This window comes from Actinomyces lilanjuaniae (genome assembly GCF_003606385.1).
Lineage (GTDB): Bacteria > Actinomycetota > Actinomycetes > Actinomycetales > Actinomycetaceae > Actinomyces > Actinomyces lilanjuaniae.
The window spans coordinates 868,167-891,248 of record NZ_CP032514.1; the positions used below are offsets into that span (position 1 = coordinate 868,167).

The 23,082-nt window shown below is 69.3% G+C and carries 16 protein-coding genes, 1 tRNA gene and 1 pseudogene; 16 read left to right on the forward strand and 2 right to left on the reverse strand.

Translation table 11 applies throughout. From position 1 onward, the window contains the following. Nucleotides 1-616: 616 nt before the first annotated feature. Both D5R93_RS03765 and D5R93_RS03770 read left to right on the forward strand, forming a co-directional pair. Nucleotides 617-1,975, forward strand: a complete 1,359-nt coding sequence (locus D5R93_RS03765) for a M23 family metallopeptidase (protein ID WP_243106926.1) — start codon at nt 617-619, stop codon at nt 1,973-1,975. A 67-nt stretch (nt 1,976-2,042) separates the two neighbouring features. Next, on the forward strand, nt 2,043-2,816 hold the full coding sequence (locus tag D5R93_RS03770) for a glycerophosphodiester phosphodiesterase family protein (RefSeq protein ID WP_182911343.1): 774 nt from the start codon (nt 2,043-2,045) through the stop codon (nt 2,814-2,816). A gap of 57 nt (nt 2,817-2,873) precedes the next feature. On the opposite strand, the gene D5R93_RS03775 is transcribed toward D5R93_RS03770, so the two are convergent. Beyond that, a tRNA-Arg gene (locus D5R93_RS03775) sits at nt 2,874-2,949 on the reverse strand. A 179-nt stretch (nt 2,950-3,128) separates the two neighbouring features. After that, complete coding sequence (locus D5R93_RS03780) at nt 3,129-4,625, reverse strand: Nramp family divalent metal transporter (RefSeq protein WP_119835867.1); 1,497 nt, start codon at nt 4,623-4,625, stop codon at nt 3,129-3,131. A 158-nt stretch (nt 4,626-4,783) separates the two neighbouring features. Here D5R93_RS03780 and argS point away from each other — a divergent pair, with 158 nt between their 5' ends. The 14 genes and pseudogenes from argS (at nt 4,784) to D5R93_RS03845 (ending at nt 22,971) form a co-directional block, all read left to right on the forward strand. Continuing rightward, nucleotides 4,784-6,460 (forward strand): arginine--tRNA ligase, encoded by a 1,677-nt coding sequence (gene argS / locus D5R93_RS03785; RefSeq protein ID WP_120203891.1) that lies wholly within the window; start codon nt 4,784-4,786, stop codon nt 6,458-6,460. Nucleotides 6,461-6,584: 124 nt separating this feature from the next. Then, nucleotides 6,585-8,086: pseudogene (lysA, locus tag D5R93_RS03790) on the forward strand (diaminopimelate decarboxylase). Nucleotides 8,087-8,599: 513 nt separating this feature from the next. Next, the gene (locus tag D5R93_RS13900) at nt 8,600-9,232 is read left to right on the forward strand and encodes an Ig-like domain-containing protein (protein ID WP_243106927.1); all 633 of its coding nucleotides are present in this window, start codon (nt 8,600-8,602) and stop codon (nt 9,230-9,232) included. Further along, nucleotides 9,211-10,341, forward strand: coding sequence for a DUF7926 domain-containing protein (locus tag D5R93_RS13905; RefSeq protein WP_243106928.1), 1,131 nt, complete (start codon nt 9,211-9,213; stop codon nt 10,339-10,341). Before D5R93_RS13900 ends, D5R93_RS13905 begins: the two co-directional genes overlap by 22 nt. 370 nt (nt 10,342-10,711) lie before the next feature. Beyond that, complete coding sequence (locus D5R93_RS03800) at nt 10,712-12,073, forward strand: homoserine dehydrogenase (RefSeq protein WP_182911341.1); 1,362 nt, start codon at nt 10,712-10,714, stop codon at nt 12,071-12,073. A gap of 1 nt (nt 12,074) precedes the next feature. Next, nucleotides 12,075-12,974 (forward strand): homoserine kinase, encoded by a 900-nt coding sequence (thrB, locus tag D5R93_RS03805; protein WP_119835862.1) that lies wholly within the window; start codon nt 12,075-12,077, stop codon nt 12,972-12,974. 136 nt (nt 12,975-13,110) lie between these two features. Then, complete coding sequence (locus D5R93_RS03810) at nt 13,111-14,259, forward strand: CE1758 family FMN-dependent luciferase-like monooxygenase (RefSeq protein WP_119835861.1); 1,149 nt, start codon at nt 13,111-13,113, stop codon at nt 14,257-14,259. Nucleotides 14,260-14,279: 20 nt separating this feature from the next. Then, entirely contained in the window at nt 14,280-14,666 is a 387-nt protein-coding gene (locus D5R93_RS14695; RefSeq protein WP_119835860.1) for a hypothetical protein, read from the forward strand. Between the two features lie 312 nt (nt 14,667-14,978). After that, nucleotides 14,979-17,135, forward strand: coding sequence for a transcription termination factor Rho (rho, locus tag D5R93_RS03820; protein ID WP_120203893.1), 2,157 nt, complete (start codon nt 14,979-14,981; stop codon nt 17,133-17,135). Between the two features lie 335 nt (nt 17,136-17,470). Next, entirely contained in the window at nt 17,471-17,683 is a 213-nt protein-coding gene (gene rpmE, locus D5R93_RS03825) for a 50S ribosomal protein L31 (protein WP_119835858.1), read from the forward strand. 174 nt (nt 17,684-17,857) lie between these two features. Beyond that, nucleotides 17,858-18,937, forward strand: a complete 1,080-nt coding sequence (gene prfA / locus D5R93_RS03830; RefSeq protein ID WP_120203896.1) for a peptide chain release factor 1 — start codon at nt 17,858-17,860, stop codon at nt 18,935-18,937. An 81-nt stretch (nt 18,938-19,018) separates the two neighbouring features. Continuing rightward, entirely contained in the window at nt 19,019-20,008 is a 990-nt protein-coding gene (locus D5R93_RS03835) for a N5-glutamine methyltransferase family protein (RefSeq protein ID WP_243106929.1), read from the forward strand. A gap of 248 nt (nt 20,009-20,256) precedes the next feature. Next, nucleotides 20,257-21,672, forward strand: coding sequence for a sugar porter family MFS transporter (locus D5R93_RS03840; protein ID WP_119835943.1), 1,416 nt, complete (start codon nt 20,257-20,259; stop codon nt 21,670-21,672). Between the two features lie 129 nt (nt 21,673-21,801). Next, on the forward strand, nt 21,802-22,971 hold the full coding sequence (locus D5R93_RS03845; protein ID WP_119835856.1) for a Gfo/Idh/MocA family protein: 1,170 nt from the start codon (nt 21,802-21,804) through the stop codon (nt 22,969-22,971). Nucleotides 22,972-23,082 lie beyond the last annotated feature (111 nt).

A 23,082-nucleotide genomic window follows, 5' to 3' on the forward strand; every position in this document is an offset into this window, starting at 1 on the left:
CGAGCATCACGACACCAGAGGCCTCCGCCGCCGCCTCATCTGCGACGTCTGGCTCTTCCTCTTCTCCTCTTTCCACGCCCTCCGCCTCTGTGCCCCCCACGGCCTCCGTGGCACCTGCCGGGCCTGCTGGCCACGGCTCCGCTGCACCGCCCGGGGCGTGCGCTCCCAGGAGCCGGGGCAGACCCGTCGCTCCCGGCGTCAGCGCCCGGGCCGGGACCAGGCACCGACGCCGTCGGCGCCCGTAGCCCGGGAGACGGCCGGGGAGGCAGCCCAGGAGCCCTTGTCCCGTGCTGCGGCTTCTGGCGGGTACTCTCCGTCTGGAGAGGCTGCCCCGGCGGCTCAGTCCGGGGGGCGGAGGCGTCTGCAAAGCTCCGAGGCCGTGCAGGTCCCACCTGACCCAGTCACTTCCCCCGCCGCACCATCGCGGTCCCGGGGTGCTGAGGTGCCCTCGCCCGCAGGGACCTGGCCTCCGTCCTCATCCGGAGCGGAGCCCGCCGCCCTGCACCAGTCGGGCCTGCCTGGCGTATCTGCTCCTGAGCGCAGCGTTGCCGAGCGCGATGTTCCCGAGCGTAGGCGGACACGGCGGTCCCAGCGGTCCGGGACCCGGGTCGCAGGTGTGGCGCCGTCTGCCCAGCCTGCTTCCAGGCAGGCGGTCCCAGAAGGCTCAGGGGGCCGGGGAGGGCGCTCCCGGGAGACAGGAGACCAGGCTCCCGATGAGGCCGTTGTCTCCTCGGTGCCCACCGTGACGCTGAGCACCGGCTCGCTGACTGGTACCCCTCCAGGTGCCGCTACAGTCCCGGCAGGGGCCGAGCTGCCCACACCGTTGCCGGTAGGCCTGCCCGGTGCCGCTGCGCAGCCTGTGGGGCAGCCGGTGCCTGCTGACATGCTGGCCGTGTCTGCACAGTCGGCCTCGCAGCCGACCTCGCGGTCGGCCTCGGCGCAGGTCGCGGAACCTGCCGGGTCCGGGAAGGATGCGAGACCGGCTCCGCGCGAGCTTCGCTTCTCCCCGGAGGTACGCGAGCGCCGCAGCGCTGACACCTTGCAGGTTCCGGAGGTGCGTCGGGTTCGGCGTGCTCGGCAGACGGGACGGGAGGCGTCCGCAGACGCGGACACTGCCCGCGACGAGGACGGTCCGGGGACGGAGGCCTCACAGTCCCCCCGGCCCTCGGCACGCCGCCGGGGTGCCGGTGTGGTGGGGCGCAGCGCGGTTCTCAGTGTCCTGGCCGTGGCGACGGTGGTTGCGCCCCTGAGTGGCTACCTGACCAACGCGGCACTGGCCTCGACCCGGTCCTCCTCCCAGCCGGATGACTCCTCCCAGGAGGCGACTGATCGCGCCTCCTCCGTGGCTGCCGCCGTCCTAGGATCGGACGCTGACTGGGACGAGGACACTGACGACCAGCTGTCCAACGTGCCTGACGCCGCCACACTGGCTCGTATCCGTGAGGCCTACCAGAACGCGGTCCAGACCTGCTCCTCTGAGACAGGTGCCTCAGGAGACACGGCTGCCTTCAACGCGACACCGGAGCTCTTCTACCCGATGCTGCCGGGCAGCTACGAGATCTCCTCAGTGTACGGCTACCGCATCCACCCCACCCTAGGCGTCCTGAAGCTGCACGCTGGGCAGGACATGGCCGCGCCGGTGGGCACGGCCATCTACGCCGCGGCTGAGGGGACGGTGACCACCGCAGGAATGGTGGACGGCACGGGTACGGTCACCATCAAGCATGAGATCGACGGCGAGGTCTGGTACACCAGCTACCTTCACATGTACGAGGACGGTATCTACGTCGAGGAGGGGGACACGGTCTCTGCGGGTGACCTGATTGCCGGGGTCGGTAACACGGGCCGGTCCTCGGGTGCGCACCTCCACTTCGAGGTGCGTACTGCTGACGACTACTCCGACGACTCCACTGTCGACCCCTGGGAGTGGCTTGAGAAGCACGGGGCTGTTGAGCTGACGACCGACTGCGCCTGACAGAGCCGGACAGCGCCGGGCAGACGGGTAGAGGCGGGTCGGCCGCATGAGAGAGGAAGGGGACGACATGGCTACCAAGAGGGCTGTGAGCGGCCGCCCGCGAGTGATCCCCCACCGTGGTGGTAGCCGGGAGGTCCCGGAGAACACCTGGAGCGCGGTGGAGCACGTGAGGAGGCTGGGGCTGGAATGGATGGAGACGGACCTGCGTCTGAGCGCGGACGGCGTGCCTGTTCTTTGTCATGACGCGGATCTGCAGCGCCTGGCTGCCGACCCTCGCCAGGTCCGGGAGGTGATGTGGGCAGAGCTTGCCGACCTGGATGCCGGTGACGCTCGCGGGCTTGTCTGCCTGCCTGATCTCCTGGCTGCGCACCCGGACCTGCGTCTCAACATGGACCTCAAGGAGTCCGACGTCGTCCAGCCCGCTCTGCAGGCCGTGCGCGACGCCGACGCTCTGGACCGTGTCCGCTTCGCCTCCTTCTCCGCGCGGCGCCTGGCGGTGCTGCGACGTCAGGAGCCCAGGGCCACCACCTCGCTGGGAAGGGTCGACGTCGTCGGTCTCATGCTGCTGAGTGAGGCCTCGGTGCCGCTGCCGCACACCCGGTGGGGCTGGACCCGTGGTCGGGTGGACGCGGTCCAGGTACCTCTGACCTATCGGGGAGTGACTGTGGTGACTCCCCGCCTCGTTGCCGCAGCGCACAGGATGGGGCTGGAGGTGCATGTGTGGACCGTAGACCTCCCGGAGCAGATGCGTCGTCTGGCCAGGCTCAATGTGGACGCGATCATGACCGACGTGCCCACTTTGGCCCAGGAGGTCCTGGCCGAGAAGAGCAGGTGGAGGTGAGGGCAGGAAGTCCGAGGTGCCCCTGCCTCGGGGACGACAGCGCCCACGGTGGTGGTGTGGTGCCCCGGACAGGATTCGAACCTGCGGCCTTCTGCTCCGGAGGCAGACGCTCTATCCACTGAGCTACCGGGGCACGGCAGGAAACTGTACCAGGCTGTCCGCAGATCCGGAAAAGAGAGACGCGTCTCTGGCTGGTCACCTGAGGTCTCGCCAGACCTCAGCGGTCTCTGGCCTCTGTGGTCTCTGGCCTCTGGCCTCTGTGGTCTCTGGCCTCTGGCCTCTGTCGTGGTGCCCTGTGGCTGCATGCGGCTGTCAGGCCTGCCCGGAGAGCGTCAGGGAGACCAGGGCCAGGTTGAGCGCGACGATAAGCGCCGCTGCGGCCCTGGCCGACCAGCGCAGTGGCGCGCTGTCACGCCACTGGCCCATGACCCGTGCCGAGCCGGTCAGCCGCATGAGCGGGACCACGGCCAGGGGAATCCCGAAGGAGAGCACCACCTGGCTGAGCACCAGCGCCCAGGTCGGCTCGGCACCGACTGCGATGATGACCAGGGCGGGGACAAGCGTGACTCCTCGGCGCAGCAGCAGGGGGACTCGTGTGTGCAGCAGCCCCGCCATGATCTCTGAGCCCGCGTAGGCCCCTACCGAGGTCGAGGCCAGCCCCGAGGCCAGCAGTCCGATGGCGAAGACCGTCCCGACCGCGGGTCCTAGGCTTGCGGTGATGGCTGCGTGCGCCCCCTCGATAGTGTCTGTGCCTCGCGCACCGGCCAGTGCGGAGGCAGCCAGGAGCAGCAGCGCGATGTTGACGGCGCCGGCCACGATCAGGGCCCAGACCACGTCCACCCGGGTAGCGTGAAGGAGACGTGAGGTGCTCCCGGGGCCCGTGGTCGCGGTTGGCGCAGTACACGCGGCATACACGGTCTTGCCGGGGCCTGGGTGCTCCTGCGGCGCCCCCGACGTGCTCGTGGCGCCGACGGCCTGCGACGCCTCTCCGGCTGCCGACAGCTCATGGTTGTGGTCACGCACCAGGGAGGAGTGCAGGTATATGGCGTGAGGCATGACGGTGGCCCCCAGCATGGAGGCTGCTACCAGGAGGCTGCCGGTCCCCTCCAGGCGGGGCACAAGACCGGCGAGGGTGCCGCCCCAGTCGGGGGGAGCCACGACGAGGCCGCCGAGGAACCCGATGGTCACCACGATCAGCAGCGTCACGACGACACCCTCGAAGGTCCGCTGGCTGCGCCGCTCCTGGAGGGCGAGCAGCGCCATTGAGGCTACTCCTACGATGAGTCCACCGGTCAGCAGGGGGAGCCCGAGCAGCAGGTTCAAGGCGATGGCGCCCCCGATGACCTCGGCCAGGTCGGTAGCGGCGGCGACCAGCTCGGCCTGTGCCCAGTAGGCCAGGCGTGCGGGGCGGCCCAGGCGCTCTCCCAGGACCTGGGGCAGTGAGCGTCCGGTGACGATCCCCAGCTTGGCGGACTGGTACTGGATGAGCACAGCCATGGCGTTGGCAGCCACGAGCACCCACACCAGGAGGTAGCCGTAACGGGCTCCGGCGGTGATGTTTGCCGCGACGTTTCCAGGGTCCACGTACGCCACGGCCGCGACGAAGGCAGGCCCCAGGAGGGCCAGCAGCCGGTGCCGCGGGGGTCGCGGGTGGGAGGCAGCGTGACGTGCCGCGATCTGCGCAACGGGGTCGTCGAGCGGGGCACCTGTCGTGGCCCCGTGCTCCGGGCGGGTGCGGGTAGGTGCGCTGGCGCCGTCGAGGGGTGGTGGGGTGGCAGAAGGCGGGGCGGTACCAGGGTTGCTGCTCATAGGACCTCGTGGAGCGGGCTTGGGACAAGAAAACTTCGGACAGCCGAAATCTTAGTCCGTCCGTGGCGTTCGGTCGACTCCGGTCGACGGGTTGGGCCAGCTCCTGCCGAGCCCTGTCGCGGGGTGAGGTGCGACCGACTGCCTGTACGCTTGCGCGCGTGACCCCTGAAGAGCTCGCAGCAGCAGTCCGTACCGTCCTGACGCAGGCCGTCGCCGACGGCTCCCTGAGCCTGCCTGAGGACGAGGTCCCCCAGCCGCGCGTCGAGCGACCCCGCAGCCGGGACCACGGGGACTGGTCCACCAACGTGGCCATGCAGCTGGCCAAGAAGGCGAGGACCACTCCCCGCGCGCTGGCCGAGCTGCTGGCAGGCCGACTCGCTGACGTCGCGGGCGTGGCCCGCGTGGAGGTCGCGGGACCGGGGTTCCTCAATATTCGCCTGGACGCCGCCAGCGCCGGCGTCCTGGCTCGTACGATCGTGGAGGCCGGGTCCGCCTACGGCCGCAACGAGACCCTGGCAAGCCAGCACGTCAACCTGGAGTACGTCTCAGCCAACCCGACTGGCCCTGTCCATCTGGGCGGGGCACGCTGGGCCGCCGTCGGGGACTCCCTGGCCCGCGTCCTGGCCGCGTGCGGCGCCACCGTGACCCGTGAGTACTACTTCAACGACCATGGCGCCCAGATCGACCGCTTCGCCGAGTCCCTACTGGCCTGCGCCAGGGGGCAGGAGATTCCCGAGGATGGCTACGGTGGCTCCTATGTCGGCGAGATCGCCGCCCAGGTGGTGCGCGCCGAGGTGGCTGAGGGACGTCCTGACCCTGCGACCCTGCCTGACGGGGAGGCGGCCGAGGTGTTCCGCTCCCGCGGCGTGGCGCTGATGTTTGAGTCTATCAAGGCCGAGCTCCACGCCTTCCGCAGCGATTTCGACGTCTTCTTCCACGAGGACTCTCTCCACACCTCAGGTGCAGTGGATCGTGCCATCGGTCGGCTGCGTGAGCGCGGCGTCATTGAGGACCGTGACGGCGCCACCTGGCTGCGCACCACCGACTTCGGCGACGACAAGGACCGGGTGCTCATCAAGTCCAACGGCCAGCCCGCCTACTTTGCCGCGGACGTGGCCTACTACCTGGACAAGCGTGCACGTGGGGCCGACTGCTGCATCTTCCTCCTCGGCGCGGACCACCACGGCTACGTCGGGCGCATGATGGCCATGTGCGCTGCCTACGGGGACGAGGCAGGCACCAACATGCAGATCCTCATCGGCCAGATGGTCAACCTGGTCAGGAACGGCCAGCCGGTGCGCATGTCCAAGCGGGCGGGCACTATCGTCACCCTGGAGGACCTGGTCGAGGCCGTGGGTGTGGACGCCGCTCGCTATGCGCTGGCCCGGTCCTCCATGGACTCCATGATCGACATCGACCTGGACCTGCTGGCCTCCTCCTCCTCAGACAACCCGGTCTACTACGTCCAGTACGCCCACGCCCGGACCCGCAGCGTGGCTCGCAACGCCGCCGAGCACGGGGTGAGCCGGGAGGCGGGCTTCGACCCGGCCGCGCTGGGCACCCGGGCTGACGCCGACCTGCTGGGTGTCCTGGCCCAGTACCCGGCCACCGTGGTCCAGGCGGCCTCCCTGCGCGAGCAGCACCGGGTGGCCCGGTACCTGGAGTCCCTGGCGGCTGCCTACCACGCCTGGTACGGGGCCACGCGCGTGACCCCTCGCGGGCAGGACCCGGTGGACTCCGGGCACGTCGCCCGCCTGTGGCTCAACGACGCCGTCACCCAGGTGCTGGCTAACGGGCTGGAGCTGTTGGGGGTCAGTGCCCCGGAGCGCATGTAGGGCCGACCGAGGCTGTGACGTCGGCCGCCTCCTCGGCCCCGGTGCGCCACCGTCAAGCCCGGTGGTCCCTGTCCCTGCTCGTCCGTCCCCGCTCGTAGCCGCTCAACGGCCCCAAGGAGTCTTGATGTCCTCTGCCTGCGCCCCGTTTCCTGCCGTCCCCGCCTCCTCCCAGGTCCCCGTCGGCGAGGCCCCCCTGGGCGCGCTGGTGTGTCCCGAGCCGCAGGAGCGTCCCGACCTGTGGCCAACCACGGCGCAGCGCACCTCCGTGGGTGAGCTGGCCCTGGGTGGTCTGCGAGTCAGTGAGATCCTGGACCAGGCTCTCTCTCCGGTCTTCGTCCTGGATCGCTGTGACCTGCGTGGTCGTGCTGCTACCTGGAGTGCTGCCATGGCCGAGGAGTTCTGGCCCGGCTACGGCATGTCCGGAGGGGAGGCGTTCTACGCGGCCAAGGCCTTCCTCAGCACTGGGGTGGGGCGTGTCGTCCTGGAGGAGGGGATGGGCATCGACACCGCCTCGCGCGGTGAGCTGGCGGTGGGTCTGGACGCCCTGCGGGCGGTCGAGGGGACGGGTCCGTGACGGCGGCACGGCGGCTGGGCCTGCACGGCAACGGCAAGACGCAGGAGGAGGTCTCCGCCGCCGTCTACCACCGCGTGGGGCACCTGGTCATCGACTCGCCTGAGGAGGTCGGCTACGCCGTCGCTGCGGTGCGTCACTGGCGGGAGAGCGGGCACTACGGCCCCCGGGAGCGGGGCGGGGTCATGGTGCGTCTGACCACAGGCATCCACGCCGGAGGCCACGAGTACGTCTCCACAGCCCACGAGGACCAGAAGTTCGGCCTGTCCGTGTCAAGCGGTGAGGCGCTCCGGGTGGTAGAGGCGGTCGCAGCAACCGAGGAGCTGGAGCTGGTCGGCCTGCACTCCCACATCGGGTCCCAGATCATGGACCTGGCCGGCTTCAGGCAGGCGGTCGCCGTGGTCCTGCGCCTGCGTCATGAGGTCGCCGCCAGCACCGGGGTGCTGTGCCCCGAGGTTGACCTGGGCGGCGGCTACGGTATCGCCTACACCGGTAACGACCCCGTGGCGCCCTCGCCCGCTGTCGTGGCCAGGACGCTGGCCCAGGCCGTGCGCCAGACCTGTGCCGAGATGGGCGACTCCGTCCCTCGGGTCTCGGTTGAGCCGGGCCGCAGCGTCATCGGCCCTGCCATGGTCACCCTCTACACGGTGACCGGGACCAAGCGTGTCGAGCTGGAAGCGGGTACCAGTCGGCTCTACGTGAGCGTGGACGGGGGCATGAGCGACAACATCCGGCCCGCGCTGTACGGCTCGGCTTATACCGCGCTGCTGGCCAGTCGGCTGCCGGAGCCAGGGGCAGGGCTGGTGCGCTCCCGCGTCGTGGGCAAGCACTGCGAGAGCGGTGACGTGGTGGTGCGTGACGTGGACCTTCCGGCCGACATCAGGGTCGGGGACGTGCTGGCGGTGCCTGCGACCGGGGCCTACGGCCGTTCCATGGCTAGCAGCTACAACCTGTTCACCCGTCCGGGCGTCGCCTGGGTGGAGGGAGGCCGTCAGGGCTGGGTGCTGCGCCCTGAGACGCTGGAGGACCTGCGTGGGCTGGAGGGGGACCTGTAGAGGACCCGCAAGAAAGCGGGGCAGTCTGGACCTGGTGTCGCCCCTGTATTGTCTGGGGATGCTCTGAAAATAGAGTGACCGACCTAGAGGTCCTTTATTGTTTGGTTTCTAAATAGGGTTGGCCGGGTAGGCTGCTGCAGGGTCCCCGGTGCGCGGAGACTGTTGTCGGCGGTGGCGCCAAGGCTGGTCGACACTCCTGCTGGGACTGGTTTTGCGCCGAGGGCCGTCGGAACGGGAACGGTCTTTCCAGTCGCTGACGATTTCCTGTGAGTATCTAAACTCTTCCTGAATCAACAGAAAAAGGCGGACGCGGTCGCTCCTTGTGACAAGGTGGTTACAATCATTGCGGACATGTCGCGGACGGTGCGCCAGCGGGCGTGCTGCGCTCCTGCGATGAGTGGAGAAGTGACTCCCTCCGTCCTGTGTCCTCAACCCTTTGAACTCGGAGACCTTATGAACACAGTGTCAACGGGCATCGCGTCTCGCCGTGCCCTCGCAGGAGGAGCGGTTGCCGTGCTGGTTGCCGCTCTCGCCCTGGCCCTGGCCGTGGTCACCCCACTGGCCTCCTCCGCTCAGGCCGAGGAGAGCACGGGGATCACCGTCAGCAACATGAGCCTGACCCGCGTCAACGGCAACAACGAGCCGCAGGAGGGAGCGCTGCTCTACTACGACAACGCCCGCCTGACCTTCGACTGGGACGCCTCGGGCGCGGACCTCCAGCCCGGCGACTCCTTCACGATCGACCTGGGAACCTACTTCGAGAACCTTCAGCGGTCTGAGTCACTGCCCATGTCGGTCAGCCACGACGGTGCCGACGTGGAGGTCGGTACCTGCGAGCTTACGACCAAGACCATCGTGTGCACCTTCTCCGAGCAGGTCACCCAGCTACGCTCCGCAGGATTCCACGGGTTCAGGGCCAGGGGCCGCTCTGCTGGCGATCACGGAGACGACCACCTCGGCGACGGCCGACATCACCGCCAACGGCACCGCCTCGGTGGACCTGCCTGGCGGGGAGGCATCGGGACCGGCCCGGGCTACGGCGACTGGGAGATCGACAAGTGGGCCTCCAGCTTCTACAACGACTACTCCGAGCTGACCTGGGGGTCAATTTCGGTTCCAACTACGTGGCTGACCAGCTGGGCCTGACCCTGGACGGGCAGACGCGCCAGACCGTGACCTTCACCGATGAGCTTGGTGCCGGCTCCACCTTCTCCACCGACATGAGCCGCTGGACCCTGGCGCTGAAGTACCTCAAGAACGACTCTGCCGGGGGCGGTGGCTCGGTGCTCACGCGCGCGGACGGTACTGACGACAGCACGCAGCGCGGGGACTTCGACATGGACGTGTCCCTGTCCTCCGACGGTCGTACCGCCACGATCTCGATCACCGGCCCCTTCGAGGCTGACGCCGACTACGCCATGGAGTACCCGGTCTCCTTCGACGGCGGCCAGGCGACCCAGGGGGTCTCCTACACCAACTCCGTGCTCCTGGACGGCACCGCTGCCGGTGACACCGAGACACGCTCCTACGTCCAGTACTTTGACATCTCCGTCGAGATGGAGCGGGGCTTCGGCGCCTTTAACATCACCAAGACGATCGAGGGCGACGTCCCGTTCACTGCTGAGGGCTCCATCTTCGTGGTGGACGTCGCCTACGAGCTCCCGGCCCCGGCCAGCTCCTACTCCGGGTGGAGCGCTCCCGAGGGCGACGCCCCCTCCGGCGAGGAGCGCTCAGGGACCACGTCGATGACGGTGACAGTCGGGGAAAGAACCCAGTTTGACGGGACCTTCCCGGCAGGGACCACCGTTACCCTGAGCGAGCACACCTCCGATGCCACCACTGATCACGCTGGCTACACCTGGGCCGCGCCCGTGTTCGTGGTGGAGGGGGAGGAGACGGACACCTTCACTATCGGTGACCAGGTCTCTACCAGCGTCTCGCTGATTAACACTGTGGTGTCCCAGGAGGACTCCTCCACGATTACCCCGGCACCGGCTGACGACGGGGCCCAGCCGCATCCAGAAGCCAGTGCCACCTCCGAGGGCTCCGAGCCTCCGGCGGGCGGCGGTGAGGACGGTGAGGGCCACAACGCCACCGCAGAGGCTGACCCGGCGCCCGCCACACAGGCGGCGCCCCCCTCCGGGGGAGGCCAGAGCCTGGCCCGTACTGGTGCGAACGTAGCCGCGTTCCTGGCTCTTATCGGAGCGAGTATCGGTGGCGGAACCCTGCTGCTGGCACGTCGGCGGCGGTCCTGAGACCAGGACGCCTTCCCTGGTCTGACCTAGGCGACGGGCCTGGACAGGCGGCCCCGGCAGCGAGACCTCGCTGCCGGGGGCCGCCTTCGTGCGTCAGCGGGTCCTTCCGCCCGGGGCTTTCCTGCGGGACCTGGACCTGGCACGGTGAGCCTGTTCTGCGGCCGACAGCACGTCCTGGACGGGTGAGTCGGCTGCCTGACTGGTGCTCACCAGGCCCTCACGCGCCTATGCTGTGCCGGGCGGAGCTCGTGGAACCGCGCTCCGCCCGGTGCGGGTCATGGCTGCTGCAAGCCGCTGCGACCACCGTGGCTGCCGTGGCGGCACGGAAGCACGACAAGGCAAGACGACACGACAAGGCAGGATGGCAGAGGTGGAACAGGTGACCTCCCAGGCAGGGCGCACTCTCACTGTTGGTGTCCTGGGAGCCGGCACCGTGGGGACACAGGTGATCCGGCTCCTGGCTGAGCAGGCTGACGACTTCACGGTCCGCTCCGGTGCGCGGCTGGAGGTGACAGGCGTGGCCGTGCGTGACACGCGAGCCCGACGTGATCCCGCGGTCCCTCGCGACCTGCTCACTGACGACGCCACTGCCGTGGCAACCAGCAACGACATCGTCATCGAGCTCATCGGCGGTATCGAGCCTGCCCGCACCCTCATCCTGGCCGCCCTCAAGTCCGGGGCCAGCGTCATCACTGGTAACAAGGCGCTTATCGCTGCACACGGCCCGCAGCTCTACGCGGCCGCGGCGGCTGCGGGCACCGACTTCTACTACGAGGCTGCTGTCGCCGGTGCTGTCCCTGTGGTCTACGCGCTGCGCGAGTCCATGGCGGGGGACCGGGTGACCAGCGTGCTCGGCATCGTCAACGGCACCACCAACTACATCCTGGACGAGATGACCACCAAGGGTCTCTCCTTTGCCGACGCCCTGGCCACGGCCCAGGAGCTGGGCTACGCCGAGGCGGACCCGACGGCTGACGTCGACGGCCTGGACGCGGCTGCCAAGTGCGCCATCATCGCCTCCCTGGCCTTCCACACCCGGGTGGGCCTGGACGACGTCACCGTCGAGGGGATCCGGGACATCACCGCCGAGGACATCCGAGAGGCCCATGCCTCGGGCTGCGAGGTCAAGCTCCTGGCGGTCGCCCAGCGCCTGGGGCCGGGTGCCGGGAGCGGCAGCCAGGGCGTCAGCACTACCGGGGATACTGGCGGTACCTCTGGTATCTCTGTGCGCGTCCATCCCGCCCTCGTGCCGACCGACCACCCCCTGGCCAGTGTCCACGGGGCCTTCAACGCGGTCCTGGTGGAGGCTGAGAGCGCTGGCCGTCTCATGTTCTACGGGCAGGGCGCCGGCGGCGCGCCGACGGCCTCAGCGGTCCTGTCCGACGTCGTCGCCGCGGCCGCGCACCGGGTCTACGGCGGCCAGGCGCCGCGCGAGTCCAGCTACGCGGCGCTGCCGGTCCTGGGGCCGGAGGCGGCCGTCACCCGCTACCAGGTCCAGCTGCTCGTCGACGACGCTCCTGGCTCGCTCGCCGTCATGGCCAGCGTCTTTGCCGACAACGGCGTCTCCATCAACTCTGTGCGCCAGAGCGCCTACGTGGGGCAGGAGCGCGCCGTGGTCACGATCGTCACCCACCCGGCTGCCGTGCGGTACCTGGATGCCGCTGTTGATGGGCTCAGGCGCTGCGACCGTGTGGTAGAGGTCGTCTCCGTGCGACGTGTCGAGGGTGACTGAGGTGCGTCTGGCCCACGAGCGTGCCGCCGTGCGTGTCCCGGCGACGACGGCGAACATGGGGCCGGGCTTTGACTCCTTCGGCATGGCCTTCACCTACTACGACGAGGTCGAGGTCCGCGCCGTCACCGGTGCGACCCGCGTGCGTGTGGAGGGCGTGGGGGCGGGCAGTGTGCCTGAGGGGGACGACAACCTGGTGGTGCGCGCCCTGCGCGCGGGCCTGGACGCGGCTGGCGCTGCGCAGGCAGGGTTCGAGATGCGCTGCGTCAATCGGATCCCCCACGGAGGCGGCATGGGCTCCTCGGCCAGTGCCGTGGTAGCGGGGCTCGTGCTGGCCCGCGGCCTGCTCTCCGACCCCCGGGCGCTTGATGACAGCGCTGTCTTCTCCCTGGCCACCGAGTTCGAGGGGCACCCCGACAACGTGGCCCCTGCGGTCTTCGGCGGAGCAACGGTCGCCTGGACGCAGGAGGACGGAGCCCCGCGTGCGGCGCCGATGCCCGTGGACGCCTCGCTGCCGGTGAGCCTGGTGGTTCCGCCCTTGGCCACGCGCCTGTCCACTCGGCAGGCCCGCAAGGTGCTGCCGGAGTTCGTGCCCCGGGCTGACGCCCTGTTCAACACCTCCCGGGCGGCGGTGCTCATGCTGGCCCTGGCGGGGCGTCCGGACCTGCTGCTGGCGGGAACCGAGGACCGGCTCCACCAGGAGTACCGCCGCAGCGTGCTGCCTTCTTCCATGGAGGTCATGGACTCCCTGAGGCAGCAGGGCTACCCGGCGGTCATCTCTGGGGCGGGGCCTACCGTCCTGGTGCTGTCCCGCCTGGAAGGGGACGCGCGTGCCGCTCTTGAGCGGCAGGGCTGGACCCTGCTCACCCCCGGCATCGACATGGAGGGGGCCAGGCTGGTCTAGGGGTCGTCCTGCGCTGCCTCTGCGGCGTAACAGGTAAGAGACCTGGCGTGTGAGGAACGTCCTCAGTCCTAGTGGTTGATTGTTAAACTAGAAGACTCCTATGCTCCACTCCGGATCTTGAGGGAGAGGAGCCCTTATGCAGTTCGGTGTCTTCACCGTCGGCGACATCGTCACCGACCCTGCGACCGGGCAGGCGCCCAGCGAGCACCAGCGCATTAGGAACACCGTGGAGATGGCGGTGGCCAGCGAGCAGCTGGGCCTGGACTTCTTCGGGACCGGGGAGCACCACAACCCGCCCTTCGTCCCCTCCAGCCCCGTGGCCCTCCTGGCCCACGTCGCCGCCCGGACCCAGCGGCTTCTGCTGACCACCTCCACGACGCTCATCACCACCAACGACCCGGTACGTATCGCCGAGGAGTACGCCTACCTCCAGCACCTGGCCGACGGGCGTGTGGACCTGATGATGGGGCGGGGCAACACCGGGCCCGTCTACCCGTGGTTCGGCCAGGACATCCGCAAGGGCATCTCCCTGGCGGTGGAGCACTACGACCTCCTGCGCCAGCTGTGGCGCGAGACCAACGTGGACTGGGAGGGGGAGTTCCGCACGCCCCTGACGGACTTCACCTCCATGCCACGCCCGCTCGACGGCGTACCGCCGTTTGTCTGGCACGCCTCGATCCGCTCGCCGCAGATCGCCGAGCAGGCCGCCTACTACGGAGACGGCTTTCTGCACAACAACATCTTCTGGCCCATCGACCACGTCAGGAAGATGGTCGAGCTCTACCGTGAGCGCTTCGCCCACTACGGTCACGGCACCCCCGAGCAGGCGGTCGTGGGGCTGGGTGGGCAGCTCTTCGTGGCCGAGACCCGGACCAAGGCGGTGGAACGCTTCGAGCCCTACTTCCGCAACAGCTACGTGTACCAGGGGGCCGACCTGGAGGAGATGGTCCGGCACACGCCGCTGGCCGTGGGTACCGCGCAGCAGGTGGTGGACAAGTACCTGACCTACCGTGACCAGGTCGGTGACTACCAGCGCCAGGCCTTCATCATCGACATGGGAGGTATGCCCCATGCCGAGGTCATGCGGCAGCTGGAGGTCCTGGGGACCACGGTTGTCCCGGCTCTCAGGGCCGAGCTGGAGGGCTCCCGGCCCGCAGGTGTCCCGGAGGCTCCGCTGCACCCGCGCCACCGGGCGCTCCTGGAGGGCGGCGAGCCCCCGGCGGAGGAGCCCTTTGCCCTGGTCGGCGACTTCGACCCGCTGACCGGCCGAAAGGTGAGGATCTGACGTGGGTAGGGATCGCAGACGTGGATAGCGTGGCTGATGACGCCTACGACCGCGCCCAGATGGGACGCCTGATCAGGCTCGTGGCTGTTAACGCAGGCCTGGGGGCGCCGTCGACCTCGGCGGTGCTGGCTGAGCGGCTCACTGAGGCCTCTGTTCACCGACCTCAAGGCCCAGCCGGTGACGCTGTCGGTCTTCGCTGCCAGCGAGGACTTCGGGGCGTCCTGGGGGCGCAGGCCGCTTCTGAGCACCGCGAGGTACCACTGGGGGACAGGGGCGAGCGTGCCAGCGCGCAGATGGCCCGGCGCCTGCTGGCGCTGCTGGTACTTCTGCCAGGGCAGTGGCTGGCCGGACCGTGGGGCTGGCCCGGTGGTCGGCTGGACGGCTGCTTGCGGTCTACGGGATCGTGAGGGACGCCTGGTGTCGTCGGCGCGGAGCGCTCCCGCCACCAGGAGATGATCTACATTACGATGTATTCTGTGGTGCGGCGCGGTAGTGTGTACCTGCCCACGGTGGCGAGGCGCAGTGGCCCTACGGTGCCGTGCTGCTATGATGCGGCTGTCGGCCGCTCGGACTGCACCGTGCCGTCGGCTGCACGACCCCTGTTCATGAGGCACTGCTTCAGGAGGAAACCGGGCGTGCGGGCTCTCTCCGTGGATGTCTGAGGAGAGGCCGTAGGTGAACGCCTCCCCGCGTCGCTCCATCACACCGTAAGGACACTCGTGACCGAGACCTCGACCGCCCAGCCCTCGCTTTCCACGATGCGACTGGCTGAGCTTCAACAGCTTGCTGGCCAGATGGGCCTCAAGGGCATCTCTCGTATGCGCAAGAGTGAGCTTGTCGCTGCCATCCGTGAGGTAGACGGCTCCCTCGACCCCGCAGACGCTCCTCCTGCTCGGCGCGGGTCCCGGCGGGCCGCCGACAGGCCTGCTGCCGCGGCGGCAGAACCCGGCCCTGCGCAGGACCCTGGTACTCCAGAGCCCCAGGGTGCGGCTGAGGGTGACCAGGCGCAGGCCCCCAGGGGCACGCGCTCACGACGTCGTCGTGCGTCTTCCGCCTCCCAGGCTGGTGGGGCGACCTCCTCGGAGGCCGCCCCGGCCCTCGACCTGGGGCTTGACGCGCCAGGCGGGCCTGGTGCCGACACCCCTGACACCGACTCCGGTGCCGGTGCTGAGGGCAGCGCCAGCACGCAGGAGGTCGCTCCTGGTCGTCCCGAGCGGGGCGGACGCCCTGGGCGAGGGGGCCGGGACTCGGTCGACAGGCGGGAGAAGGCGCCTGTCGGTGACGACGGCGACGGCTCGTCGGAGTCTGCCGGGTGGGAGCCCCGCTCACGTGAGTCCCGGCGAGGTCGGCGTCGGGTCCAGGCTGCTGCGGGCTCGCCCGAGATCGCCCAGCGCACTGAGCTCTCTGGCGGCGAGGCCCGTGACCCCGAGGGCCACCGTGACGCCAAGGCCGCGCTGATGCGGGACCTGGCTGACGCCACGGGTACCTCCGTGGTCGACTCCGACCGTGGTCGGCGCTCCCGTGAGGAGGGCGGGGACGGCTATGACGAGGACCGGGGGGGACGGCGCCGTCGTGGCCGCAAGCGCGGCCGGGACCGGGACGGCCGCGACAGCCGCGACGGCGGTGAGGGGACCGGGCGCCAGGCCAGGACCCAGCCCCGGGAGGAGGAGGTCCTCCTGCCCGTGGCAGGCATCCTGGATGTCACCGACAACCAGCACGCCTACCTGCGGACCTCGGGCTACCTGTCCGGGCCCAAGGACGTCTACGTCCCTGGCCACCTCATCAAGGACAGCGGCCTGCGCGCTGGGGACGCCGTGACTGGGTGGGTACGTGAGGGAGGGGAGACCTCTGGCTTCGCGTCCGGCGGGCGGGGTAACCGCCGCCAGGGTCGTGCGGGTCGTGTCAAGTACAACCCGCTGGTGAGCGTGGACACCGTCAACGGTATGGACTCCGAGCGCTCCAAGCGGCGCCCTGACTTCTCCAAGCTCACCCCGCTCTACCCCCAGGAGCAGCTGCGCCTGGAGACCACGCCGAAGGCGCTGACCCCGCGCGTCATCGACCTGGTCTCACCGATCGGCAAGGGCCAGCGCGGCCTCATCGTCTCCCCGCCCAAGGCAGGCAAGACCATTGTCCTCCAGCAGATCGCCAACGCGATCAGCGTCAACAACCCGGAGGCCCACCTCATGGTCGTCCTGGTGGACGAGCGTCCGGAGGAGGTCACCGACATGCAGCGTACGGTCAAGGGCGAGGTCATCGCCTCTACCTTCGACCGCCCGGCGTCAGACCACACGACCGTGGCTGAGCTGGCTATCGAGCGGGCCAAGCGTCTGGTTGAGCTGGGCCAGGACGTTGTCGTGCTCCTGGACTCCATCACCCGCCTGGGCCGGGCCTACAACCTGGCCGCTCCCGCCTCGGGGCGGATTCTCTCCGGTGGCGTGGACGCCTCCGCCCTCTACCCGCCCAAGCGCTTCTTCGGTGCTGCCCGCAACATTGAGAACGGCGGGTCCTTGACCATCCTGGCGACAGCCCTGGTAGATACCGGCTCCAGGATGGACGAGGTCATCTTTGAGGAGTTCAAGGGCACGGGCAACATGGAGCTGCGCCTGTCCCGCCAGCTGGCGGAGAAGCGGATCTTTCCGGCCGTGGACGTGGCTGCCTCCTCCACCCGCCGCGAGGAGCTGCTCATCGATCCCGCCCAGCTCAAGATCATGTGGAGGCTGCGTCGGCTGTTCACCGGGCTGGAGCAGCAGCAGGCCCTGGAGCTGGTGCTGTCCAAGCTCAAGGACACCCAGTCCAACGCCGAGTTCCTCATGGTCATCTCCAAGACGACACCGAGCGGCACCTCGCTGGCCGACGCCGACGCTGACGCAGACTGACTCCACTCTTGACTCCACTCTGCCCTGGGACCCCCTGCGGCTGCCGCGAGGCGTCGGTTTGGGCACTGGGGCCTCGACGTGCCCGCACGAGGCCCTCTTCGCGACGTCCCGTCGTGGTCGTCGCGGAGGGGGCCTCCTGCGCTGTGTGTGCGTTGTGCTGCTGGAAGCAGGCAGGCCACGGCTGACCGTCCCTAAGGTGTGGTGCCCGTTCTCACTTTCTGCCACGGGCCCGCGCATTGCCTCGCCTCACGCGTGGTGGCACAATTACCGCGGCCTCCGGTTCACCCGCGTGTCCACGTGGGACCCGGGACCCTCTGAGAGCTTGAGGAGACGCTATGAAGCAGGGGATCCACCCCGACTACGTGGCCACCACCGTCACGTGCACCTGTGGCAACACCTTTGAGACTCGTTCCACTGTCACCAGCGGAGAGATCCGTGTGGACGTGTGCTCGGCCTGCCACCCCTTCTACACCGGTAAGCAGAAGATCCTGGACACCGGTGGCCGTGTGGCCCGTTTCGAGGCCCGTTACGGCAAGCGCAAGAAGTAGCTGACTGGCACGACGCCGACGGAGGCTCCGGTGGGCCGCCGTCGGCGTCGTGCGTTGCTACTGGCCCCTCCCGTGCTGCGGCTGTGAGCCGCCATCGTGGCTCAGCGCTCCCGGGTCAGGGCACGGGACGGCGGGACCCAGAGATCGCACGCCCAGAAGCACCCTGGAGGACCTATGAGCGACGACTTTACCCCGGTTCTGCCCCTGCTGGAGGAGTACGCCGCGATCGAGGCCGAGATGGCCCTGGCGGCGTCAGATCCGGGAGCCATGAGGCGGCTGGGACGCCGCTACGCCGAGCTGGGCCGGGTGGTGGCTGCCTACCGGGCCTGGGAGCGGGCCAGCGCGGATCTCGCCGACGCCGTTGAGCTGGCTGCCGAGGACGCGGACTTCGCCGCCGAGGTCCCCTCCCTGAAGGAGGCTTGTGACGCCGCCGCCAGCCGCCTACGCGAGGTCATGGCTCCCCGTGACCCTGACGACGCCCGCGACGTCATCATCGAGGTCAAGGCGGGTGAGGGCGGTGAGGAGTCGGCTCTCTTCGCCTCCGACCTGGCCCGCATGTACACCCGTTACGCCGAGCGCCAGGGCTGGGCCGTGGAGGTCATGAGTGCCACGGAGTCTGACCTGGGCGGTTACAAGGACCTTCGTCTGGCGGTCAAGTCCCGGGGCGCGGTGGAGCCGGCACAGGGGGTGTGGGCGCACCTGAAGTACGAGGGCGGTGTCCACCGCGTTCAGCGCGTGCCCGTCACCGAGTCCCAGGGACGTATCCACACCTCCGCCGCCGGGGTGCTGGTCATGCCTGAGGCCGACGACCCCGGTGAGCTGGAGATCGACCCGGCCGACCTTCGCATCGACGTCTTCCGCTCCTCCGGCCCGGGCGGGCAGTCGGTCAACACCACCGACTCCGCGGTGCGCCTCACCCACCTGCCCACCGGCATCGTGGTGTCCATGCAGAACGAGAAGTCCCAGCTGCAGAACAAGGAGGCGGCCATGCGCGTCCTGCGTGCCCGCCTGCTGGCCGAGCGGGCTGCTGCGGCCGAGGCCGAGGCCAGTGCCGCCCGGCGCTCCCAGGTGCGCACCGTGGACCGCAGCGAGCGCATCCGCACCTACAACTTCCCCGAGAACCGGATCGCCGACCACCGCACCGGCTACAAGGCCTACAACCTTGACGCGGTGCTCGACGGCGACCTGGGACCCGTCATCGCATCCGCGCTCGCCGTCGACGAGGCCGCCCGGTTGGCTGCTGCCGGCGAGTAGTGAGGGTTGTGGTACCTCGCACGAGGAAAGGGGCCGGGATGCCTGCCCTCAGGCCCCTCGGGATCTCACGGGGGCACGACCATGAGCGTGCTTGACCGCTACGCGCTGCGCCGAGCTGTGCGTGAGGCGGGGGGCAGGTTAGCGCGCGCCGGAGTGGCATCGCCCGCAACGGATGCCCGGCTCATCGCCGAGCACCTCCTGGGCCGTCCGCTCGCGCTGGCCGAGGGTGCCGGTGACGGCTTCGTGGAGCGCTACGCGGTGCTGGTCGAGCGTCGCGCCGCCCGGGAGCCGCTCCAGCACGTCCTGGGCGTCATGTGGTTCTGCGGCCTGGAGCTGGTCAGCCGTCCCGGCGTGTTCATCGTGCGCCCTGAGACGGAGGTGGTCGTGGCTGCCGCGATCGACGCCCTGCGGGCACCGTCCCGGGGGATATCGGGGCCTGAGGCCGAGGCCGACGGCTTGGGGGTGGGCGACGGGCTCCCGCGGGCTGACAGTCCCCCAGCGGCTGGCAGGTCCCAGACGGGATCCTCGGTGACGCCCCTCCCGACGGTCTCGCCAGCCGCACCGCTGGTGGTTGACCTGTGCACCGGATCCGGGGCGGTTGCCGCCGCCGTGGCCACGGAGGTACCCAGGGCCCGGGTGGTTGCCGTCGAGCTGGAGGCGGCTGCCGTGGAGCTGGCGCGCGAGAACTGCGAACGGCTCGTCCCGGGCCGGATCACGGTGGTCCACGCCGACGCAACTGACCCCGCCACGCTGTCCAGGCTGGACGGGAGGGTGGACGTGGTGGTGGCCAACCCGCCCTACGTGCCCGCTGGCGCGGTCGAGGACGTCGAGACCGGCAGGTATGAGCCGAGCACGGCCCTGTACGGTGGGGGAGACGACGGGTTGGCCGTACCGCGTGCCGTCGTCGCCCGAGCCGAGGTGCTGCTGCGCGGGGGCGGGGTGCTGGTCATGGAGCACGACCCGGGCCAGTCGGCTGCGCTGTGTCAGGCGGCGCTGGGTGCGGGCTTTCGACAGGCAGCTACCGGCCAGGATCTCGCTGGCCGGGACCGCTACCTGCGGGCGGTGCGGTAGCGCCCGCAGGTAGCGAGGTGTCCGGGGTGTCAGGTGCCCACACGAGAGCAAGCGGTAGAGCTCTCCGGTACCCGGAAGCCGTGTTGGGGCCGTGTCACGACGTCTGGCGGCACCTGCGATGGGGCGTTGACAGCCGAACGAGAGGCGATGCATACTGGAACCACATGGTTAGCACGTGACAACCATGGTGACTTCGCTCATCAACGGGGATGGCTATGACGACACACACCACACCGCCCGCTACCACCATGGACCAGGCCCATGCCAGGGCGGTCAGACGCAGACTCAACACCGTGACGATCGTCGTTACCTTTGGTGCGCTCGCCTTTGGCTACGACACGGGCGTCATCTCCGGCGCCCTGCCCTTCATGACCCTGCCGACCGACGCCGGCGGACTGGACCTCACGCCCACCACCGAGGGGCTGGTGACCTCCTCCCTCCTCCTGGGCGCAGCCTTCGGTGCGATCATCGGCGGGCGGCTGTCCGACCGCTACGGACGCCGCCACAACGTCCTCATGCTGGCCTTCGTGTTCTTTGTCGGGGCACTGGGGTGCGCCCTGGCGCCCACCGTGCCCGTCATGGTCGGGTGCCGCATGGTGCTGGGATTCGCCGTCGGCGGTGCCTCCGCAACGGTCCCCATGTTCATCGGTGAGCTCGCGCCCGCGTCCCGGCGCGGCCAGCTGGTCTCACGCAACGAGCTGATGATCGTCACCGGCCAGCTCATCGCCTACACCTCCAACGCGGTGATCGGCTTCGTCGCCGAGGGCGCCCACGCCTGGCGCATCATGCTCGGCCTGGCCACCGTGCCCGCCGTGGCGCTGTGGGTCGGCGTGCTCCTCGTTCCCGAGTCCCCCCGCTGGCTGGTCTCCCAGGGGCGCAGGGACGAGGCCCTGGAGGTGCTGCGCCAGCTGCGTGTGGAGGATCCCGCACCCGAGGTGGCCGAGATATCCGAGGTCGTGGAGAAGACCGCCAGGCTCCAGCGCAACTCCTGGCAGCACCTGACCGTGCCCTGGATCCGGCGCATCACCCTCATCGGAGTCGGCTTCGGGGTGGTCATCCAGCTCACCGGGGTCAACTCCATCATGTACTTCGCCCCGACGGTGCTCATGAGCACCGGTATGGGGACCCAGGCCTCGCTCGTGGCCACGATCGCCAACGGGGTCGTCTCTGTGGTGGCTGTGGCTACCGGCATCGCGGTCATCGGGCGCTCCAGCCGCCGGACGATGCTGCGCATCGGCATGGTGGGCCTGGTCATGTCCCAGGTCTTCCTGGGGCTGGCCTCCCTCCTGCCTGAGGCCCCGTGGCGCGGCTACATCATCCTCGCCCTCATGCTCTGCTTCCTGTGGTTCATGCAGATGTTCTGCGCGATCTGCTTCTGGCTCATGATGGCCGAGATCTTCCCGCTGAGGGTGCGCGGGGTGGCCATGGGGATCGCGGTGTTCTGCCAGTGGATCTCCAACGCCGTGGTCACCCTGTGCTTCCCGATCCTCCTGGACGCGATCGGCATGCGGACCTTCTTCATCTTCGCGGCCGTCAACTTTGTCATCCTCCTGTGGGAGCAGAGGTATCTGCCCGAGACCAGGGGGAAGTCCCTGGAGTACCTGGAGGAGGAGCTCGCCTCCGGTGCCGACGGCCGGGCCGTGGGCCCAGGGGCTGTCGGCTGACCCTGGGCCCGCCGGCGGACCCACCACTTTGGCCGCTCCTGCTTTTCTCGCCGCTCCTGACCCTTGAGGCTCCAGACACTTGACGCTTTGACATTGCCACACCCTCACCACCTGAAAGGAACAACCACCATGTCTCGTGACCTGCACATCGCCGTCGTCGGTGCCGGCTTCGCCGGCCAGGGCCACGCCTTCGGATTCCGTAACGCCCAGATGCTGCCTGCGCTCGAGGGCGTCAACGTCATCATGGACACCCTCGTCGAGCCCAGCACAGCACTGGCGGAGTCCGTCGCAGCCAGGTACGGCTTTGCCAGGACCGCCTCCTGTGTCGAGGAGATCCTTGAGCGCCCCGAGATCGAGGCTGTGTCCCTGGCCCTGCCCAACAACGCCTACATTGGCGTCGTCCCACGGCTGCTGGAGGCTGGAAAGCACGTCTTCTGCGAGAAGCCGCTGGGCCTGAGCACGGCAGAGGCCCGGGAGATGACTCGCGCCGCCCAGGAGGCGGGCGTGGTCACCTCCGTGGGCTTCTGCCGCCGCCGCGTCCCTGCCCTGGCCGCCCTGGCCCAGGTCGTCGCCGAGGGCGGCATCGGTACGGTCCACTCCTTCCGCGCCAGCTACTTCGCCGACTACGCCGCCGACCCGCAGGCTCCTCGCACCTGGCGCTTCCAGCGCGATATCGCCGGTGGCGGCGCTGTTGCTGACATTGGCGCCCACATCATCGACACCGTGCGCTTCCTCCTGGGCGAGGTGGCCGAGGTCACCTCGGCCACGCTGGAGACCGTCATTACCGAGCGGCCGCTGCCCACCGGGGGTACCGGTCACAACCAGGGGGCCTCCCTCACTGAGACCGGCGCCGTGGAGAACGACGACAACGCAGTGGTGTCCCTGCGTATGAACAGTGGTGCTGTCGGGTCGGTCAACCTCTCGCGTATCGCCACAGGCATCACCGACGTCTTCGCGATCGAGGTGTACGGGAGCAAGGGGTGGGCGAAGTTCGAGTCCCCGCACTCTGACGAGCTCTACCTCTGCCAGCCTGAGCAGTCCGCCCCTGGCTTCGACGGCCCTCGCCAGATCATCGCCGGACCTGCTTTCCCCTATTTCAGTGACGTGGCCTGCATGCCCGGCCGCGGCGTGGGGACCGGGTACGGTGAGAACCTCGTGGGGGAGATCCAGGAGTTTGTCGCCGCTGTCGTGGGCAGGGGCGAGGTCACAGTGCCCTTTGCCGAGGCGATCCCCACGATGGCGATTATTGAGGCGGCTGAGGAGTCGGCGCGTACGCGGACGCCTGTCACGCCCAGGTGAGCAGGGCGGCTACCCGGCTCTCGGGGCTGAGTGGTGCCGGGCTGCCAGGCAGGCGCCTGCCCGTGAGCACTGCGGTCACGTGACCGCAGACGAGTGCTGGCGCCTGTGTCC

Excerpts from the sequence above, each read along its gene's own strand:
- D5R93_RS03770 (WP_182911343.1), top strand. The coding sequence starts at position 2,043 with ATGGCTACCAAGAGGGCTGTGAGCGGCCGCCCGCGAGTGATCCCCCAC.
- D5R93_RS03780 (WP_119835867.1), bottom strand. The coding sequence starts at position 4,625 with ATGAGCAGCAACCCTGGTACCGCCCCGCCTTCTGCCACCCCACCACCC.
- D5R93_RS03810 (WP_119835861.1), top strand. The coding sequence starts at position 13,111 with ATGCAGTTCGGTGTCTTCACCGTCGGCGACATCGTCACCGACCCTGCG.
- rpmE (WP_119835858.1), top strand. The coding sequence starts at position 17,471 with ATGAAGCAGGGGATCCACCCCGACTACGTGGCCACCACCGTCACGTGC.
- prfA (WP_120203896.1), top strand. The coding sequence starts at position 17,858 with ATGAGCGACGACTTTACCCCGGTTCTGCCCCTGCTGGAGGAGTACGCC.
- D5R93_RS03835 (WP_243106929.1), top strand. The coding sequence starts at position 19,019 with ATGAGCGTGCTTGACCGCTACGCGCTGCGCCGAGCTGTGCGTGAGGCG.
- D5R93_RS03840 (WP_119835943.1), top strand. The coding sequence starts at position 20,257 with ATGGACCAGGCCCATGCCAGGGCGGTCAGACGCAGACTCAACACCGTG.
- D5R93_RS03845 (WP_119835856.1), top strand. The coding sequence starts at position 21,802 with ATGTCTCGTGACCTGCACATCGCCGTCGTCGGTGCCGGCTTCGCCGGC.